The sequence below is a fragment of the Chryseobacterium polytrichastri genome (assembly GCF_900142445.1).
Classification (GTDB): Bacteria; Bacteroidota; Bacteroidia; order Flavobacteriales; family Weeksellaceae; genus Chryseobacterium; species Chryseobacterium polytrichastri.
The window spans coordinates 33,859-53,438 of record NZ_FRAV01000004.1 but is presented as its reverse complement, the minus strand read 5'-3'; the positions used below and the strand labels follow the sequence as shown (position 1 = coordinate 53,438).

Below are 19,580 nucleotides of genomic sequence, written 5' to 3'. Positions count from 1 at the left end.
TTTTGTTTCTTTTGTTTTAAGACAAAAGAAATTATTTAGTTTGATCTAAAGCAATATTCAATTTTAGAACATTGATCTTTGAAGGTCCGAAAAGCCCCAACAAAGGTTTCTCTGTTTGAATATTAATAAGGTTTTCAATTTTTTCTAAAGAGATATTTCTTTCTTTAGCAATTCTTTTGGCTTGGTATAAAGCGCCTTCTTCAGAAATATCAGGATCTAATCCGCTTCCGCTTGCAGTTACTAATTCTACAGGAACTTTTGCCGTATTCATTTCCGGGTTTTGCATTTTCAGCGTATCAATTCTTTTTTGTACAGTTTCAAGATATTCTTTATTGCTTGGCCCCTTGTTGCTTCCTGCACTTCCTGCTGCATTGTAATCTACAGCAGATGGGCGACCGTGAAAATATTTTACAGATTTAAATTCCTGACCAATATTGGCATAAAATTTTTGTCCGTTATGGTTGATGATCTCTGCATTTCCCTGAGTAGGCAATACCTTTGAACCTGCATACACAATGACCAAATAGATGCCTACAATAACCAGCATGACGATAGTGAGTCTGAAAGCTGATACAATATAATTTTTCATTTTTATTAAATTTTTAAAAGAACAAACTAACAAATAGATCGATAATCTTTATTCCAATGAATGGCGCGATAATTCCTCCCAAACCATAGATCAAAAGATTTCTTCTCAATAATGCACTTGCCCCAATCGGTTTATAAGCAACACCTTTTAAAGCCAATGGAATCAGGATAGGAATGATGATCGCATTGAAAATAATGGCTGATAAAATCGCTGATTCTGGGCTGTGAAGATTCATGATATTCAATTTCTGAAGCGCCGGAATAAACGTGATAAACAACGCCGGAATAATGGCGAAATATTTAGCAACATCATTCGCAATACTGAAAGTAGTCAACGTTCCACGGGTCATTAACAACTGTTTTCCGATTTCTACGATCTCAATCAATTTTGTGGGATCATTATCCAAATCCACCATGTTTCCGGCTTCTTTGGCGGCTTGGGTTCCACTGTTCATCGCAACGCCAACATCAGCTTGGGCAAGCGCGGGAGCGTCATTTGTTCCATCACCCATCATCGCAACTAGCTTTCCTTCCTGTTGTTCTTTTTTGATGTAATTCATCTTATCTTCAGGTTTAGCTTCTGCGATAAAATCATCTACACCTGCTTTCTCTGCGATAAACTTGGCAGTTAAAGGATTATCACCCGTTACCATCACCGTTTTCACACCCATTTTTCTCAATCGTTGAAAACGTTCCTGAATTCCTGTTTTGATGATATCCTGAAGTTCAATAACTCCCCAAACTTGTTCATTTACAGAAACGACTAATGGTGTTCCTCCGTTTTCAGAAATTTTAGTTGTTGCTTCCTGAGTTTCGGGAGGGAAAATATTTCCGGCTTTTTCAGTCAGTTTTTTAATCGTGTCGTAAGCTCCTTTTCTAATTCTTGTGTTTTCAAAATCAATACCTGAGGTTCTGGTTTCAGCCGTAAAATCAATATAGACAGGATTTGGAACAAGCAAGTCTTCAGATTGTAATTGGCTTAATTCAATAATAGATTTTCCTTCCGGAGTTTCATCGGCAACAGAACTTAATGCCGAAGCTTTTATAAATTCATTACTATCAATAGTATTGGATGGGTGAAATTGTGTTGCTTTACGGTTTCCGATGGTGATGGTTCCTGTTTTATCCAGCAATAGAACGTCAATATCTCCCGCAGTTTCAACAGCTTTACCACTTTTTGTGATGACGTTGGCTCTTAAAGCTCTGTCCATCCCCGCAATTCCAATCGCAGAAAGCAGACCTCCAATCGTTGTGGGTATCAAACAAACGAAAAGTGATATAAATGCCGCAATGGTGATTGGCGTCTGCGAATAATCTGCAAAAGGTTTTAAAGTAACTGTAACGATAATGAAAGTAAGGGTAAACCCAGCTAACAATATGGTTAAAGCGATCTCGTTAGGTGTTTTTTGTCTTGATGCGCCTTCTACAAGGGCAATCATTTTATCTAGAAAAGATTCACCCGGTTTTGTGGTGACTTTTACTTTTATTCTGTCGGAAAGCACTTTTGTACCGCCTGTTACTGAACTTTTATCTCCACCTGATTCTCTGATGACGGGGGCACTTTCTCCTGTAATGGCTGATTCATCTATTGTTGCTAAACCTTCGATAATTTCACCATCCATCGGGATCTGATCGCCTGCTTCACAAAGGAAAATATCTCCCAGTTTCATTTCTGCAGACATTTTTAAAGCTGTTTCTACTTGGAATCCAGGTTTGTTGTCTACGATTAATTTAGCGGGAGTTTCCTCTCTGGTCTTTCTCAAGGTATCTGCCTGTGCTTTTCCTCTGGCCTCGGCGATAGCTTCAGCGAAATTGGCAAATAAAACAGTAAAAAATAAGATAATGAATACTAAGAAATTATAAGTAAAACTGCCCTGTGTTTTATCACCTGATAAGCTAAATAAGCTCACGATGAACATGACGATTGTTCCGATTTCTACCAGAAACATGACAGGGTTTTTAAACATGATTTTCGGATTCAGCTTAACGAAAGACTGTCTGATAGCTTCGTTAACTAAATCTTTTTGAAACAATGTTTGTGATTGATTTTTCATTGCTTTGAATGATTTTTTTATTTGAACCATTAAGATTTTGTTTAAGAAGTTAAGTTGAGTTAAGAAAATATTCTTTGAATATTTTTAAGCTTAATAATTTGATTACGATTAGCTTAATATTCTTAACTCCTTAAGTAAATCTTAGTGGTTTAATTATTTAATTTTATTTAGAAAAATATTGAAGTTGTTCTGCAATGGGTCCTAGCGTAAGAGCAGGGAAGAAAGACAGGGCAGCGATTAAAAGAATGACGGCTAAAGTCATAAATCCAAAAGTTGCGGTATCTGTTTTCAAAGTTCCTGCACTTTCCGGGATGTATTTTTTCTGAGCTAAACATCCTGCAATGGCAATCGGGCCGATGATCGGGATAAATCTTGATAACAGCAGCACAACTCCTGTTGAGATATTCCACCAAGGAGTATTATCTCCTAATCCTTCAAATCCGGATCCGTTGTTGGCAGATGATGAAGTGAATTCATACAACATTTCACTAAAACCATGGAAGCCCGGATTATTTAATGTCTTGGCTCCGAATTCAGGGAAGTACGCCGTTAAAGCTGTTCCGACAAGAATTAAAAAAGGGTGGAATAGAGCAACGATCATCGCTATTTTCATCTCTTTAGCTTCAATCTTTTTGCCCATAAATTCAGGGGTTCGTCCGACCATCAGACCGCTCATAAATACGGCAAGAATGATGAATATGAAATAGTTTAGAATTCCGACGCCACAACCACCGTAGAAGCAATTAATCATCATAGCTAAAAGCTCATTCATTCCTGAAAGTGGCATCGTGCTGTCGTGCATCGAGTTCACAGAACCTGTAGAAATTACGGTGGTTGCAATACTCCAATATCCTGAAGCTGCACTTCCGAAACGGATCTCTTTCCCTTCCATCGCTCCCAAATGATTATCGGTTCCCATTTCTGTAATTAATGGATTTCCACGAGTTTCATTCACAACATTCGGAACGGCAAGCGCCAGAAAACCAATGGTCATTACGGTGAAAATAGTCCATGAAAGTTTTCTTTTCTTTAAATAAAATCCTAACGCAAAAACCAACGCAAAAGGAATGATCATCTGCGTAACCATTTCTGTCATATTGGTCATGTAATTAGGGTTTTCAAGCGGATGTGCTGAGTTGGCTCCAAAGAAACCTCCCCCGTTGGTACCTAAGTGCTTGATCGCCACAAAAGCAGCGGCAGGACCTCTGGAAACATCAACTTTATGACCTTCAAGATTGGTGATATGGTCTTTCCCTTCGAAAGTCATTGGAGTTCCATTAGCAGAAAGAATAAAAGCCACCACAATACTGATCGGGATTAATATTCTGATCATCGACTTGGTGAAAAAATCGAAGAAATTACCTAATTCTGTGGTTGTTTTTTCTTTAAATGCTTTGAAAAGTACGGCCATAGCAGCCATTCCGGTTGCAGCTGTTACAAACTGCAAAAACATTAAGTATAACTGACTTAAATAACTGACTCCAGTTTCTCCCGAATAATGCTGTAGATTACAGTTAACCAAGAAAGAAATTGCAGTATTAAAAGCCAGATCGGGCGACATATCCGGGTTTCCGTCTGGGTTTAACGGAAGAAATGACTGATTTAATAAGATGAAAAATCCGATGATGAACCAAACTAAATTAATGGCCAGCATGGCAAACATATTCTGTTTCCAAGTCATCTGACGGTTAGGGTTGATCCCTGAAACTTTATAAATACCATTTTCAATCGGTTGGAAAATTCTATCTAAAAAAGTTTTTTTATAACCGTAAACATCGGCAATGTATTTCCCTAAGAAAATACCAATGCCTAATGTGATTGCGAACATCGCTATGATGCCTAAAATTTCTGTATTCATGATTTTGGTTAAAATTTTTCAGGTTTCGTTAAAACATAACAGATGTACCCAAAGGCTAGTATTGAAAGGATAAATAAACTCCACATAATTTTTTATATTTTGTCGAAAAATTCAACAGATTTGTATAAAAGCCAAAACAGAACTGCGAAAAGCAGTATTAAACTAATGAGCATCATGATGTTACAATTAAGGTTAATAAAGTAAAAAGTACATACGATACAATCAAAAGGCTGAATTTTGAATGCTCCCGTTTTTTGAACGTTTTTCTTGAAGTTGTCATTTTTAGAATATTTTATTTAAACTCTATATGCCAAAAGAAGAACCGTTTTGTTAAAAAATGAGGTAAGTTGTTTTATTATAGTGTGTTGTGGGATTTGTAGATGATGTCATAAAACAGAAAAGCCTATCATTTTGATAGGCTCATTATTATAATGATAGGTTTGTAGAATGTTGAATTATTTTTAAACTATTAAGATTTTATGTAAGAAACTTAGCTTAATATTCTTAACGTCAAGGCTGTTTAAACTAATTAAAAAATTAAACCGCAAAAGGTACAAAAGTTTAAACACTTAAGCATTTTAAGTTAAAAGCTATACGATTAAAAGTACACTTAAGCTTTTTTGAAAATCTTTGATTTTCTTCTTATGTGAACTTTATTATTTTCTACCTATTTAACCTTTAAAACTTAAGTGCTCTAAAGTGATTAAATAAAAAAAATTGTATATTTTGTGGTCAAAATAAAAAGCGTAAACAAGTTCATCTTAATATTCTTAACAACTTAATTGATCCTTAATGGTTCAATGTCATTTGTTTATTATCTCAAATTATATTCTTCCAATTTGCGATATAAAGTGGCAATACCAATTTCCAGCAATCTTGCGGCTTCGGCTTTATTTCCTTTGGTGTATTGAATTACTTTTTGGATGTGCTCTTTTTCTAAAGATCGCATGCTCAACGAATCTTTTTCTGTAGAACTCACTTTTTCAGAATAATGAGGCAGACTTTCTGTATCTAAAATATTGTCGTTCATTAAGATTAAACTTCTTTCGATGGTATTTCTTAATTCGCGGATGTTTCCTTTCCAGTCGTTTTTTTCTAATTCTTTATAGTATTCAGGGGAAACCTGAACGGATGACAAATGCAGTTTATTCGAAAAAATATCAATAAAATTTTTAGCTAAAACTTTTAAATCTTCTTTTCTTTCGCGGAGAGGAGGAAGATTGATCTCGAAAACATTCAATCTGAAATACAAATCTTCTCTGAAGTGACCTTGTTTTATTTCATTTTCTAAATTTCTGTTGGTGGCAGCAATTAACCTGAAATCTGATTTGGAGACCTTCGTTTCACCCATTCTCATGAATTCTTTGGTTTCCAGTACACGAAGTAATTTTGCCTGAAGTTCGATTGGCATCTCTCCAATTTCATCTAAGAATAATGTTCCGCCATTCGCTTCTTCTACGAGCCCTTTTTTATCTTTTATAGCTCCGGTAAAAGAGCCTTGCTTGTGCCCGAAAAGTTCACTTTCTAAAATTTCTTTGCTGAATGCAGAACAATTGATTGCTACAAAATTATTTTTCTTTCTGTCGCTTCCCTCATGAATGGCGTTGGCAAAAACTTCTTTTCCGGTTCCCGTTTCTCCTGTCAAAAGAACGGTAGCATCTGTTAAGGCAACTCTTTCTGCTAATTTTTTAGACTGAAGAATTGAAGGTGAAATTCCAATAATTTGATTGAAGCCTTGCAGAGTGGTACATTTCGGAACAATTTTAGAGCGATTGTATTTTCCTTTTTCTAATGCTTTATAGACGAGCGGAATTATTTTGTCATTATCATCGCCTTTCACTAAATAATCATAAGCTCCGTTCTTCATGGCTTGAACAGCATCTGTAATATTTCCGAAAGCTGTCATTAATATAATTTCCAGATGAGGGTGTTTTGATTGAATAGATTTCACAAGATCAACCCCGAAAGCATCAGGAAGGCGGACATCACTTAACACAACATCAAAGTCATACTGCTCGAGCATAGTCATTGCAGAGCGTGCTGTAGAAGCTTCTTTTACGTTAAAATTTTCTTGGGAAAGGATCATTCCTAATAATTTCAGGAGCTTGATCTCATCATCGATGATTAGAATGTTTCCGGACATGGTTGTAATTTTGGGAAAACTTACTGCAAACTTAGATAATTATTTTGTAAAAAGACTAAGAAAGGTGAGAAGGAAGAGATGGATTTTGTTGCTGTGTTGCTGCAGGAGCCTTGTCAAGGTTTTAAACCTTGACAAGGCTTTTTGGAAGAAAAATAATTTCCAAGTTTAATAGAAGAAAACTATTTGATAGATGACTTCAGGGTAATTTACAGACAAATGCCTAGCCGTGATAGTAACGGTTACCCCGCAACAAGAGAGGATAGTAAAGGGTTTGGTGTTGGGTGCGTTGGAGTGAGGAGTATGAGTGGATAGCGCGAAACAGCTCCTGAAAAATAAGTGACGAGTAATTGGTAATAAGTAATTAATTATCGTCACCATAGATGTAATAATAGGAAAAGTAGAAAGTGTTCTTTTTTGATTGCTTACATTTGTATACATTCTAATCTTAAAAGAATGAAAATGAATTTATATATGACCGACAATAGATATAAGGAGACGATTCATACCGATAAAAGCAACTACTCATACACTACCATAACTCAGGACGAAAATAAAGTAAGAATATATACCCTAAAAAATGGGTTACAGGTTTTTCTTGCTCAAAATTTTGATGCGCCGAGGATTCAGACGTTCATTCCTGTGAGAACGGGAAGTAATAATGATCCGGCTGACAATACAGGGTTGGCGCATTATCTTGAGCACATGATGTTTAAAGGAACTTCAAGATTAGGAACTCAAAACTGGGAAAAGGAAAAAGTTTTGCTGGACCAGATTTCTGATTTATACGAACAGCATAAAGCAGAACAGGATCCTGAAAAAAAGAAAGACATCTATACAAAAATAGATGAAGTTTCTCAGGAGGCAAGTCAGTATGCGATCGCGAATGAATATGATAAAATAATTTCGTCATTAGGAGCCAGCGGAACGAACGCCCACACTTGGTTTGATGAAACGGTTTATAAAAATAATATTCCGAATAACGAACTTGAAAAATGGCTGAAAGTCGAAAAAGAAAGATTTTCGGAAATGGTGTTACGCCTTTTCCACACAGAGTTGGAATCGGTATATGAAGAGTTCAACAGAGCGCAGGATAATGATTCCAGATTGGTGAATTATGAACTGATGGATGCTCTTTTTCCAACCCATCCTAATGGTCAGCAAACGACTTTAGGGAAACCGGAACATTTGAAAAACCCTTCTATGAAGGCTATTCATAAATATTTTGATGAATATTATGTTCCTAATAATTATGCCATGGTGTTGGTAGGTGATCTGGATTTTGAAGAAACTGTTCAGCTTATAGATCAGTATTTTGGATCTATTCCTTATAAAGAATTACCAAAGAAAACCCCAATTATTGAAAAGCCACTTACTGAGATTGTAGAAAGAACAGTAAAAAGCCCGACAACGCCAAGAACTCAGTTGGCTTGGAGAACTGACAGCTACGGAAGCAGAGAAGCAATATTAGCTGATATTGTAGCGAATATTCTAAGCAATAGAGGAGAAGCGGGATTACTGGATTTAAATATCAACCAGACGCAAAGAATGCTTTGGGCACAGGCTTTTTCGGTTGGATTGAAAGAATACGGATATTTTTCAATTGTTGCCGTTCCAAAAGAAATGCAGACGTTGAATGAAGCGAAAGAAATGGTGCTCGAGCAGATCGAATTATTGAAGAAAGGAGATTTTCCGGATTGGATGCTTCCTGCCATCATCAATGATTTTAAACTTCAAAGAATGAAAGCGCTGGAAACAGCGGAAGGCCTTGCAACAAATCTTTATGATACTTACATTAAAGGCAGATCTTGGGAAGAGGAACTGAGCGAGATGGATGAATATGCTACCGTTACTAAAGAGGAAGTTGTAGATTTTGCCAATGAATTCTTTAAAGATAATTACGTTATCATCAACAAAGAAAAAGGCGTTAACGATAAATTATTAAGAGTTGATAACCCGGGAATTACACCGATAAAAATCAACCGTGAAGCTCAATCTGAATTTTTACAAGAGATTGTATCTGAAAAAACTGACGATATTCAACCTGAATTCGTTGATTATCAAAAAGAAATAAAAACAGCTACCGTTAAAGATAAAAAACTGAGTTTCGTTAAAAATAATTATAACGATATTGCCCAGGTTCATTTTATTTTCCCTTTTGGGAGTGATCACGACAGAGATTTGGGAATTTCCACACAAGTTATTCAATATCTGGGAACCGAAAAGTTATCTCCTGAAGATCTTAAAAAAGAATTCTTTAAAATTGGGGTGAGCAATGACTTTAAAACCAATGCCGATCAACTTTCGATCTCATTGAGCGGATTAGAAGAAAACCTTGAAAAAGGAATTGAATTGTTGAAAGACTGGATGAATAACATAGAACCAGATCAGGAGATTTACAATCAGTTTGTAGATACGATCCTTGAAAATCGTGAAGCGGTAAAGAAAGATAAAAACCGCATTATGACAGCTTTGACGAATTATACAAAGTTGGGTGAATTCTCTCGTTTTACAGATATTATTTCAAAAGAAGAATTGGAAACGTCCAATGTTGAGGTATTTACAGACCGAATGAAAAAACTGTTTGATTATCCTTATCAAGTTTTTTTCTACGGGAAAAACTTTGAAAACTTCAGTCAGTATATTGAAAAATATATCGAAACGGCAAGCCTTCAAATTCCTGAACCTAAAAAATACCCTGAACCGGAAACCAAAGGAAATGTCTATTTCATGAATTATGACATGGTACAAATGGAGATGAGTAAGATAGGAAGAGGAAATGATGTGAACACATCGAATTTCGGAAAGATTAATGTTTTCAATGAATATTTCGGAAGAGGATTGTCGTCTATTGTTTTTCAGGAAATCCGTGAAAGCAAGAGTTTGGCATATTCTGCGTATGTTTCGTATTCAGCCAATTCACAATCGGGACATCCGGATTATATTACGACGTATATCGGAACGCAACCCGATAAATTGCAGATTGCAGTTGATACCATGAGTGAGTTAATCAACGAACTTCCTGAAGTACCGACTCAGTTTGAAAATGCTAAAAGTGCAGCGTTAAAACAAATAGCATCCACAAGAATTAAACGAACGACTATTTTCTTCAATACATTGAGGTTAAAAAAAATAGGGATTTCGCATGATTTTAGAAAAGATATTTATCAACAGATCGAAGGATTGAAATTTGAAGATGTGAAAAAGTTTTATCAGACCGAAATAAAACCAGTACATTTTAATACCGCCATTATTGGGAAGAAAGAAAACCTTAATATGGACGCAGTGAATGAAATGGGAACATTTACAGAACTCAGTTTAGAAGATGTTTTTGGAAATTAAAAATAAAAAGAGGCTTATTAAAAGCCTCTTTTTTATGTCATAACACAGTCGCCATCGCCATCCTGAAAAAGAGGATCAAAGTCTTGGGGAAGGTTTTTAATAAACTGTTTGTGGAGCATATACCGTCTTTCCATATTTCGCTGATGGATGCTTGGAAATATATTCATGGATTCTGCTTTTTTATTGAATTCTGTTTGATAGCTCGTTAAATAATTAATTTTATTCTTTACAATAAAATAGCTTAAAAATGTTATGAATCGTTCTGAATCAGAGGTTGAAAACAAATAAGAAATTTTTAAGTGACCATCTCTTACAAATAAAAGAGCACAGGTTTCCAGAGTATTTTTATGATCATAAATTTTTATCCAGAAATAGTTGAAGCTTTCAGCAAAACTGGAAAATAAATACTTCTCTTCTTTACTTTTACTTTCCAATACCCACGGATTTTCTATTGCCCAATTGAGTTCTTCTGCATTTCTATTGCTGTGAAATTTAGAGATAAAATTGGCACTTTCATGATCTATGCTGTCAAGAATTTCAAATTTAAAACTAGGCTTTCGGATAAAAGCATTTCTTACTGAAATGCATGAATTTAATACAAAATCTCCCCATCTAAAAATAGGTTGTAAAGCTTTTGTTTTAGGCTTTTTGGAAGGAATTATCGTAGCCAGATCTGTGCGGAAATAATATCTCTTGCCCATTTTAGGCTGAATATATTCAAAAGTACCCATTTTGTTGTAGAGTCCTTCTGCTTCCTTCGTAAATTCGGTGAGCGCCAGATTTTCATGATATTCTTCAAACGCCTTTTGTAAAAGGGACTGAGCAATTCTTTTTCCTCGGAAATTACTGCTTACATATAACGTACTCAACCACCCATAATTAAATACTTTTCCATCAATAATGAAATGATCGGGAAAACAACCGATGTAGCCTGCCAGATGATCATCATCAAATGCTAAAATAAGTAGCGTTTGATCATCATTTGCTTTTGGATTATTGATGTGAGATTGAGCTCTATGCGCTGTAATAGGAAGGAAATCGTATTTCTTGAAATCTCCGGATGATACAAATTCTCCCAATTGTTTTTTATTAAATGTCTTTAAATGTATCATTTCCTTATGATTTTATTTTTATGTAAAATACCTTTTAATTGATAATAAGTAATCTCTTTTTTTAAGATTGTCTCTGCATCTTCTCCTGTCTCCATCGGGATTCGTTGGATATTTTTCGAAACACTATCGAGTTTTATTCCTGCGCTTCCAAAGGTACAGAACAGGTCTTTATTTTTAAATAATTCATCAAAAAAAGCTTTTTCAACGCCGAAATCTGTAAAAGGAAAAGCAAAACTTTCGTAGAGAAAATCATTGTTTTTTAAGTAATTAAACGTTTTGTTGGTCGTTTTTAGTTTATCACTTAATGATAATTCATTATACAAAGGATGATCCCAACTGTGAGAGGAAATTCCAAATCCTTTCTGTGTTAATGATTGTAATTGATCAAAACTTAAATAAGGTTGTTGTTCTTGTAAAAATGAATTGATATTAATTCCAAGTGCTTCTGTAAGGCTGTCCAGAATTTCTGTCTGATGATAATTTAGCTGTAATATTTTCTGTTTGAGTTCGGCTTTCGAATCACTTTTAAACTTAAGAATATTATAGATTTTAGGGTTTATCGATTTATTTTTTTCAATTTCATTAATTATCAAACTTGCTTTGCTGCGAAACATTAAGTCTTTGTTATCAATGAAAGCAGGATTGATGAAGTTGACAGCGTAAATTCCCTTTCTTTCTAAAATCGGGAGAATTACATCATAAAATTCTCTGAAACCATCATCAAAAGTAAGAAGGGCAATTTTCTTTTTAGGGGTAAAATTTCCGTTGATAAAATCTTTAAACTCTCCCCAATTCACAAACTGGAAATACTTTGATAAGTAATCCAGATCTTGCTCAAACTGTTTTGTGTTTTTGTAGTTGATGATTTGGTTGAGATGAGGTAGGTTTTCATCCGAAACACAATGATAAACGGGAATACAATAGGGGAGTGGAAATGATTTCTCTATATCATTTCCTGCAAAATGGGCTAATAAATTTAGGAGTTGCTCTTTCATATAATAAAAAAGAATCTATTTAAATTAGTATTGAAAATTTAAATAGATTCTTAAAGTTATCATTAAAAAAATTACTTTATCACTTTCATTTCATCGATAAGCCATTTAGAATCGGCATATTTATCAATAATGAAAAGAATATATTTGGTATCAACCATGATATTTCGGCTGAAACGTGGGTCATAATTGATGTCGCTCATTGTTCCTTCCCACTGTCTGTCGAAGTTTAGACCAACAAGGTTTCCATTAGCATCCAAAACCGGACTTCCTGAGTTTCCTCCTGTTGTATGGTTCGTTGCCGTGAATCCTACAGGAACATCGCCTGTTTTATCTTTATAGTTTCCGAAGTCTTTTTTATTGTAAAGATCGATTAGTTTTTTTGGAACATCAAACTCATAATCTCCGGGAACATATTTTTCAATAACTCCCGCTAAGTGCGTCTGGAATCCATAAGAAACGGCATCTCTTGGTGTAGAACCTTTCACTTTTCCGTATGTTACACGAAGCGTAGAGTTAGCATCCGGGAAGAATTTTCTGTCTTTATCCGTATCAATTTGCTGTGCCATATACGTTTTTTGTAACGCATCAATTTTTGTCTGTAAAGAAGTAAATTGAGGATCAGCTGTTTTCATATATGTATCTCTGATTGAAACGTAAAGCTGATAAACAGGATCTTTTTTAATTGTTTTGATTAATTTATCCTGATTAGAGAAAGCTTTCTCAATGTCTGTGCTAAGCATTGCTCCATTCACAGCAGTTCTTCCCGTAATAATTGAATTTTTCGAAATATCTTCAATGATAGGAATATTTTGAGCTTCATTTTTATACTTGTCAAAACCTGCAGGTAAGAATTGCGGTGCCGTTTTGTTAGCATATAGAGCCAATAGTTTTGCAGTTACTTTTGCATCTAATTCTGCACTATAATCTTTATAGAATGAAGTTAATTTTGTTTTAAGTTTAGCAAGTTCTTTTTCATCCATTCTGCCGGATTCTACAGAAGAAATGTAAGTGTAGTAATCACTCGCAAGTTTTAATGTCTCTGCATTTTTAATGACTTCAGTGTAGTAAGCATTATTTAAAGCAAAAGGAGATTGGTCGTTGTATAATTTATTCAATTGGTCTAAAGTTGCCTTAACTTGGGAGTTTTTAGAAACCAAAGAACCTTCATACATTACTTTTTTCTCAACAGCATTGGATTTTTTTAATCCTTCAACTTCACCAATCCATTTTTTCCAGTAATTGGCAACAGAAGCAAATTTTGAAGCATATTTAATACGGGTAGCATCGTCTGCACGCATTTTTTCATCCAATGTTTTCAATGCAACATCACGTACGGCAATTTTTGCAGGATCGATCTCTTTCATGATCTTTTCTACAGCAATGGCAGGAAGATATTCCGTTGTTTTTCCGGGGAAACCGAATACGAAAGTGAAATCATTTTCGTTTTTATCCTTGATGGAAACCGGAAGATAATGTTTTGGAGTGTAAGGAACGTTGTCTTTTGAATATTCTGCAGGATTATTATTCTTGTCAGCATAAATTCTGAACATAGAAAAATCTCCTGTATGTCTTGGCCAAACCCAGTTGTCGGTATCAGAACCGAATTTTCCGATGCTTTGTGGCGGAGCACCTACCAAACGAATATCTTTATATGTTTCGATGGTGTAGGCGTAGTATTTATTTCCGTAATACATTGGTTTCACAGAAATAGATTGGAAAGATTCTGTTTTTTGAGAGTTTTTATAAACCTCAATATTGGTACTGATCTTTTTCGCTAAATCAGGCTCTGTAAGGTTGTCTGTACCTTCTAAAATTTGATTAGAAACATCTTTGATGTCTACAATAAAGTCTACAGTTACTCCCGGATTTGGAAGTTCTGTACTCATATTTTGTGCCCAAAAACCGTTAGACAAAAGGTCGTTTTGTACAGTAGAGTGAGCTTGGATTTGACCATATCCACAGTGGTGGTTCGTCAATAATAATCCTTTTGGAGAAATGATCTCGGCAGTACAACCTCCGTTGAACTGTACTACAGCATCTTTTATGCTTGCTTTTTGAGTGTTGAAGATGTCTTTGGCAGAGATTTTCATTCCCAAATCTTTCATTTCCTTTTCATTAAGCTCTGTCGGTATCCACATTCCTCCGTATTGCTGTGCAAAAGCCATGGCAGCCGGCAAAAGAAATACAGATAAAAGTATCTTTTTCGTCATAATCAAAATTTTGCCCTAATTTACAAAGAAAAATAAAATTAGTGCTTATGAAAAGAATGAATTATGGTGGTTAACTGTTAATTTTAAATTTCATCATGATATTGATGATTTTTTACTTCTAAATTAAAGATGAGATTTGTATAAAATCAACTAAAAGATATAGTCGGCTTAATTTTTGTTCATTGAATTTCATCTTATTGTTAATATATTTAAATTACTCATGATGACCAAATTACAAATTTCAGGGATTATAGGATTAGCATTTTTGGCTTCTTGCTCACCAAAAGAAAAGACCAATGAAGTGAATGCGAGTGCTCAAACTGATTCTATGGCTGTTCAAAAATCTACAGAGGCTGTGGATGCCGCTCATAATTCACAGAACTCGCTTGATTGGAGCGGAACCTACGAAGCCGTAGTTCCTTGTGCAGACTGTCCGGGAATCAAAACTTCACTCACATTAAATAAAGATAAAACTTTCAGTATTACGGAAGAATATATCGATAGAAATTCAAAAAATAACGACAAAGGTACTTTTGATTGGGATACCACGGGAAGTGTGATTACCCTTAATGGAAAAAGTGCAAAGTATAAATATAAAGTGGGTGAAAATAAGCTCTTTCAATTGGATATGGATGGTAAAGAAATCGACGGACCCAATAAAGATCTCTATGTTTTCCATAAAAAATAAAGGCAATTTGCCTTTATTTTTTTGTCTTTTTAAAACTGATAAGCAATTATTTTTGGATCATTCATGAGTTGCTTAATCAAAGTTTCATGACGTTTATTTTTGCCTGTGAGTCGCCAGGTTGTTGAAAGATTTCCCAACGTATATTGTTGTCCTATCATCAGGTGTTTCAAGTTATTATTTCTGAATAACTCTTCACAGTGTCTTATCTGTTCTGAGCTTGTAACAGCGATTTTATATTCTCTTATTTTATGATTATTGTCGATGAAATTCTGTAAATACGTTAATGAATGTAAAATAAATAATATCAATGCTGTTCCCAAAAGTGAGAGGTAAACATACCCTGATCCTACCGCCATTCCAATAGAAGCAGTTGCCCAAATAGTTGTGGCAGTTGTAATTCCTTCAATTTTATTGTCACCTTTAAAAATAACCCCGGCGCCAAGGAAACCAATTCCTGTAATAATATTAGCAGCTAAACGATCAGGATTTCCAATACCAATTTTAATGGAAAGGATAGTGAATAAGCAAGATCCAAAGCAAATCAAAATAAAAGTACGCAGGCCAGCCGACTTATTTTGATATTCACGCTCTGCACCAATGAAAAGCCCAAGAATCACCGAAATAAATATCAGCAACAGTTCATTATGAACAGAATGGTCTTGTAAAAATTCCATATTTAAAATGTTAAACTTCTTAAAAATAAAATTACGATAAAATTTGTATTCATAATGCAAAAAAGACTGCCTACAAAGACAGTCTTTAATTTTGATTTTGTGTTTACATTAATTTTTAATAAACTTCTGCGTCACTGTTTTATCTTTTGTAGATAATTTAATGAGATAATTTCCTTTTGAAAGTTCAGAAACATTGATTGAGTTGTCTGTTACACTTACAGCTTTTAAAACTCTTCCGGCTGCATCATAAATCTCAGCTTTTACAATTTTCTCTTTTGATTGAATAGATAAAATGTCTTTTACAGGATTCGGATAAATACTGAAAGTACTTTTATTGTTATTAATTTCTGATGTCGCTAATACATTCTGAACCGATGTTGTATATGTATTTGTAATAATTGGATGGTTATAATCAAAATAAATATTAGCTGTATTACTAAAGCTATCACCAAGATTTAAAGTAGATTTTGTTTTAATTTTAAATGAAACATATCCGTCATTAGTCGAATTATTAAATGGAAGTTGAATGTTTTCAAAAATAAATTCAACCGTATTGGGATTTGTAATTCTAGTTATAAAATTATGACTTCCGTTCAACGCAACTAAACTTGATATATCGAATTTAGAAATATCAATAACATCTTTTACCACAATGTTTTGAGCATTTGCAGTTCCTGTATTTTCAAATCTGATTAGATAATGAACATAATCTCCAACTTTAGCCTGAGAAATTGAAGTTCCCTCCAAGCATGTTTTATCATTTGGGTCAAAAGAATTAACAACCGTTTGATGCAGAGTAAATATATTATCTAAAGGTGTTTCGTCTGTTCCTGCATTAATTTGAGTTGTAAAATGTAGAATGTCTCCACTGTTCAAAGCAGGAGTTTGTGTAGGGGTATTTAATTTGAAAGTTACTGTAATTTCTTTTGTTTCAAAGGGAAGAAGATTGGTGAAATTCCAGTTTAATAGTCCTGTAGATTGTGAATTTGGAACAATTGTAGCGTTCAAATAATTCATCAAATTATCAGTGTAGCTGAATGATAATGTTCCGGACTGTACTCCTGTTCCTTTGTTTTTATAAATAATTTTATACTTCGTATTAAAGCCTGGAGCAGCAGCATTTACAGGAATGATTACCACTTCCAAATCATTATGGGTTCCGTTGGGTGTGAAGCATAAATTTTGTGTCAGAGGGCTTGCTTGTGTAGGGAAATCGGCTGTAAAGTTTGTTGGAGAAAAATTGTAATAGGTAGGGTTTTCAATAATTGGAGTAATGATATGATTTCCAGTTTGTAAAGGAATATTAAATGTTCCAGTTTGGTTCGTTGTGTAAACACTAGAAATTCCACCCGAGTTGATCCCGAATTTCAGATAAGGAAACTTAGGATCCGAAGAGTTGCATCCATTATTGTTATAATCGTAAGACGCTGTTCCTATTACTTTGTAGATGTTTCCGACCGGAGCCAATGTGCAGTAAGATGTGAAAATTGTATTAGCAAGACTTGTATCTAAACTTTGAACCAAAGCTCTTTCGCTGTCATCATCTACACAAATATTTTTGATATATTCAGTATTTAAAACCAATAGATTTGGGTTTCCGTTTTTTAAATTGATATAATCCAGTGTTTGCGGATATCCTGAATTGTTGGCAATAAATTGAAGTTCTTCCAATTGAGGAACTTGCGATAGGTCGATTTTTTTTAAATATCCGTTGTTATAACTTACATTTACCTTTTTTAGGACAGGCAGATTGGTGAAATTAATATTATACTGACCCGAAGTATAATAATTATAATTTGATGTGAAATTTTGTAATGCGGGTAAATTTCCGATATTCAGAGTAGTAAAATTATTACTGTTTACATTCAGCGTGTTTAGCTGCGGTAAGTTTGTCAATTGAAGATTGTTCAGCTTACGATTAAATTGAAGAGCTCTCAACTGAGGAAAATCGTTAAATGTAAAGGAAGTTAAGTTTCCATACGTTGCGATCTCGCTTTTCATGGAAAAGTTTTCCAGTGTAGTGTTGGTATTTCCTAAATTTAAAGTATTTAATGAGTAAAAGTCTTTTAATGTAATATTTTTTATAGAAGGTAAGTTATTGAATGCCAGATCACTTAAGTTAATGATGGTTCCCGGACTTGAAATATGGGGATTTTCAATGGTAACATTTTCCAGCAATGGAAGATTTTGGAATGTATAGTTTGTTCCAAAATATGTTCTCTTAACCGTTAAATTTTTTAAGCTTGGTAAGTTATTTAAAGTCAATGGAATTATTTTGGAATTATTTAAAATAATATTCTCTAATAATGGTAAGTTTGAAAAATTGTAGGAAGTAGAAATATCACTGGAGAAATAAACAGAATAAGGATCTTCAACTTTAAATGTTTTTAAACTAGGTAAATTATTAAAGGTTACTGCGTTTACAAATGGTCTCAGTAATTCAATAGATTGTAAGCTTGGTAAGTTGTTGAAATCCAAAGAAGGTAATGTATTTGTAGCATTGCTGTTTGAATCCATTAGGAATGAAACCAATTGTGGAAGAGAAGACAATGTTATGGATTGGCAACTTATACTATTCAATGCAATACTTTTTAATGAATTGAGGGTATTTATAGTAAGTGTTTTTAAATAACGGTCTTTAATAAAAATTTCTTCTAATTGTGGCAGATTAGAAATATTCAGAACCGAATTGCTTGGATTGCAGCTCGTTCCGTTCAGTGTTATTTTCTTTAGTAGGTTAAGGTTTGAGAAATTCATCGAGCTGTATCGAAGATTATTTATTTCAAAGTTTTTTAATGACGGAATTGTGCTCAGATCAACGGTGGCAAGGCAGGCATTTGGGTTAGATGAGGTGGTGCCAAATTTTAGATTATTTAAGATAGGTAAATTGCTGAAATGTACCTCAGTTGTGTCCTCATCTACATAAAAGTTCAAATCGGTTACACTTGTCAGATCTTCAAAATAATATTTTTTAGCACGAATAGCCTGGTAATTGAGAATGGCTGTATTTGAAGTTCCCTGTAAATGAAATTCATCAATATTAAAGCTTAAACCATTAATATCAATAGAAGGATTGATATTTTTTACTATTATTTTATGGCAACTGATTGTAGAATAAGATAATGATGGGAGGTTTTCAATTAGCAAACCATTTACAGGTTGTATTGCGCCATGAAGATATTTAAGATTAGGAAAGTTAGCTATTGTAAATGATGGAGGAGTATATCCGTAGCTTGAAAACGTAAGTGTTTCCACCTGAGTTATAGGATTAAGTACAAACCCAGCCGGAGATGCCTGAGTGAAATTCATCTGCGTCATTGGATTTCCATCTGCAGAAAAGTCTACAAGAGAAGGATAATCTATTGTAAAGATACTGAAATAATTGTTGCTTATATTTAAATAAATAAGACCTGTAGCGCCATAAGTAGTATTGAAAGTATATAAATGGTTATTAGATACATTTACAGAAGTAGGATTGTCCAAAGTCAGAATAGATAAAACGTTATTTTGACATTCAATATTCTTTAAAGTGGTAATACTGGACAAGTTTAAAGTGCCCGTTAATGAATTATTATTAATTTTTAAAGTAATAAGATTGGTAAAGGAAGTTAATCCTAAAGTATTCGAAATATTGCTGTTACTCACATCCAGATAACTCACCTGAGAGGCTTCGGTTGTGCTTATTTGCCCGTCGGAATTAGCATCTATCGCAAAAAAGTTTCCGGAAATATTCTTTGCAATTTGATTGCTCGAATTTGAGCTTAGGATTTTATTCTTTAAATTTTGATCATAAAATGAGATATTCTGAGCCTTCAACGCAGAAAACAAAATCATAAATATGATTAAGTAGATTTTCTTCATGGGTTGTTATTAGTTTGTTATTTCTTTAATCGAGGGCAAAAATAAGCCATTAAGAATC

At 34.1% G+C, this 19,580-nt stretch carries 11 protein-coding genes; 2 read left to right on the top strand and 9 right to left on the bottom strand.

Annotated features, from left to right (window positions below; all coding sequences use genetic code 11):
• Positions 1-31: 31 nt before the first annotated feature.
• From kdpC to BUB80_RS03295, 4 genes are all read right to left on the bottom strand, one after another.
• A complete protein-coding gene (gene kdpC, locus BUB80_RS03310) occupies positions 32-589 on the bottom strand; it encodes a potassium-transporting ATPase subunit KdpC (protein ID WP_073290917.1) in 558 nt (185 codons plus the stop codon).
• Positions 590-602: 13 nt separating this feature from the next.
• The gene (gene kdpB, locus BUB80_RS03305; protein WP_073291138.1) at positions 603-2,642 is read right to left on the bottom strand and encodes a potassium-transporting ATPase subunit KdpB; all 2,040 of its coding nucleotides are present in this window, start codon (positions 2,640-2,642) and stop codon (positions 603-605) included.
• A 163-nt stretch (positions 2,643-2,805) separates the two neighbouring features.
• Positions 2,806-4,500, bottom strand: coding sequence for a potassium-transporting ATPase subunit KdpA (kdpA, locus tag BUB80_RS03300; protein ID WP_073290915.1), 1,695 nt, complete (start codon positions 4,498-4,500; stop codon positions 2,806-2,808).
• Positions 4,501-5,314: 814 nt separating this feature from the next.
• Entirely contained in the window at positions 5,315-6,643 is a 1,329-nt protein-coding gene (locus BUB80_RS03295) for a sigma-54-dependent transcriptional regulator (protein WP_073290913.1), read from the bottom strand.
• A gap of 471 nt (positions 6,644-7,114) precedes the next feature.
• Here BUB80_RS03295 and BUB80_RS03290 point away from each other — a divergent pair, with 471 nt between their 5' ends.
• Positions 7,115-9,982, top strand: a complete 2,868-nt coding sequence (locus BUB80_RS03290; protein WP_073291136.1) for a M16 family metallopeptidase — start codon at positions 7,115-7,117, stop codon at positions 9,980-9,982.
• Between the two features lie 32 nt (positions 9,983-10,014).
• Here the strand turns inward: BUB80_RS03290 and BUB80_RS03285 are convergent, their stop codons facing one another.
• From BUB80_RS03285 to BUB80_RS03275, 3 genes are all read right to left on the bottom strand, one after another.
• The gene (locus BUB80_RS03285; protein WP_073290911.1) at positions 10,015-11,094 is read right to left on the bottom strand and encodes a GNAT family N-acetyltransferase; all 1,080 of its coding nucleotides are present in this window, start codon (positions 11,092-11,094) and stop codon (positions 10,015-10,017) included.
• The gene (locus tag BUB80_RS03280; protein ID WP_073290909.1) at positions 11,091-12,089 is read right to left on the bottom strand and encodes a polysaccharide deacetylase family protein; all 999 of its coding nucleotides are present in this window, start codon (positions 12,087-12,089) and stop codon (positions 11,091-11,093) included. Before BUB80_RS03280 ends, BUB80_RS03285 begins: the two co-directional genes overlap by 4 nt.
• A 71-nt stretch (positions 12,090-12,160) precedes the next feature.
• Positions 12,161-14,299, bottom strand: a complete 2,139-nt coding sequence (locus tag BUB80_RS03275; RefSeq protein ID WP_083547019.1) for a S46 family peptidase — start codon at positions 14,297-14,299, stop codon at positions 12,161-12,163.
• 223 nt (positions 14,300-14,522) lie between these two features.
• Between BUB80_RS03275 and BUB80_RS03270 the strand changes: the two genes are divergently transcribed.
• Positions 14,523-14,987, top strand: coding sequence for a copper resistance protein NlpE (locus BUB80_RS03270; protein WP_228433666.1), 465 nt, complete (start codon positions 14,523-14,525; stop codon positions 14,985-14,987).
• Positions 14,988-15,016: 29 nt separating this feature from the next.
• Here the strand turns inward: BUB80_RS03270 and BUB80_RS03265 are convergent, their stop codons facing one another.
• Both BUB80_RS03265 and BUB80_RS03260 read right to left on the bottom strand, forming a co-directional pair.
• Complete coding sequence (locus BUB80_RS03265; protein WP_073290905.1) at positions 15,017-15,661, bottom strand: MgtC/SapB family protein; 645 nt, start codon at positions 15,659-15,661, stop codon at positions 15,017-15,019.
• Between the two features lie 108 nt (positions 15,662-15,769).
• Positions 15,770-19,522: a T9SS type A sorting domain-containing protein gene (locus tag BUB80_RS03260; RefSeq protein WP_073290903.1), complete on the bottom strand. Its 3,753-nt coding sequence runs from the start codon at positions 19,520-19,522 to the stop codon at positions 15,770-15,772.
• Between the last annotated feature and the right edge of the window lie 58 nt (positions 19,523-19,580).

Bases quoted from the DNA above. Each gene is read 5' to 3' on its own strand.
- BUB80_RS03260 (WP_073290903.1), bottom strand. From the start codon at position 19,522: ATGAAGAAAATCTACTTAATCATATTTATGATTTTGTTTTCTGCGTTG.
- kdpC (WP_073290917.1), bottom strand. From the start codon at position 589: ATGAAAAATTATATTGTATCAGCTTTCAGACTCACTATCGTCATGCTG.
- BUB80_RS03295 (WP_073290913.1), bottom strand. From the start codon at position 6,643: ATGTCCGGAAACATTCTAATCATCGATGATGAGATCAAGCTCCTGAAA.
- BUB80_RS03265 (WP_073290905.1), bottom strand. From the start codon at position 15,661: ATGGAATTTTTACAAGACCATTCTGTTCATAATGAACTGTTGCTGATA.
- kdpA (WP_073290915.1), bottom strand. From the start codon at position 4,500: ATGAATACAGAAATTTTAGGCATCATAGCGATGTTCGCAATCACATTA.
- BUB80_RS03270 (WP_228433666.1), top strand. From the start codon at position 14,523: ATGACCAAATTACAAATTTCAGGGATTATAGGATTAGCATTTTTGGCT.
- kdpB (WP_073291138.1), bottom strand. From the start codon at position 2,642: ATGAAAAATCAATCACAAACATTGTTTCAAAAAGATTTAGTTAACGAA.
- BUB80_RS03280 (WP_073290909.1), bottom strand. From the start codon at position 12,089: ATGAAAGAGCAACTCCTAAATTTATTAGCCCATTTTGCAGGAAATGAT.
- BUB80_RS03275 (WP_083547019.1), bottom strand. From the start codon at position 14,299: ATGACGAAAAAGATACTTTTATCTGTATTTCTTTTGCCGGCTGCCATG.
- BUB80_RS03285 (WP_073290911.1), bottom strand. From the start codon at position 11,094: ATGATACATTTAAAGACATTTAATAAAAAACAATTGGGAGAATTTGTA.
- BUB80_RS03290 (WP_073291136.1), top strand. From the start codon at position 7,115: ATGACCGACAATAGATATAAGGAGACGATTCATACCGATAAAAGCAAC.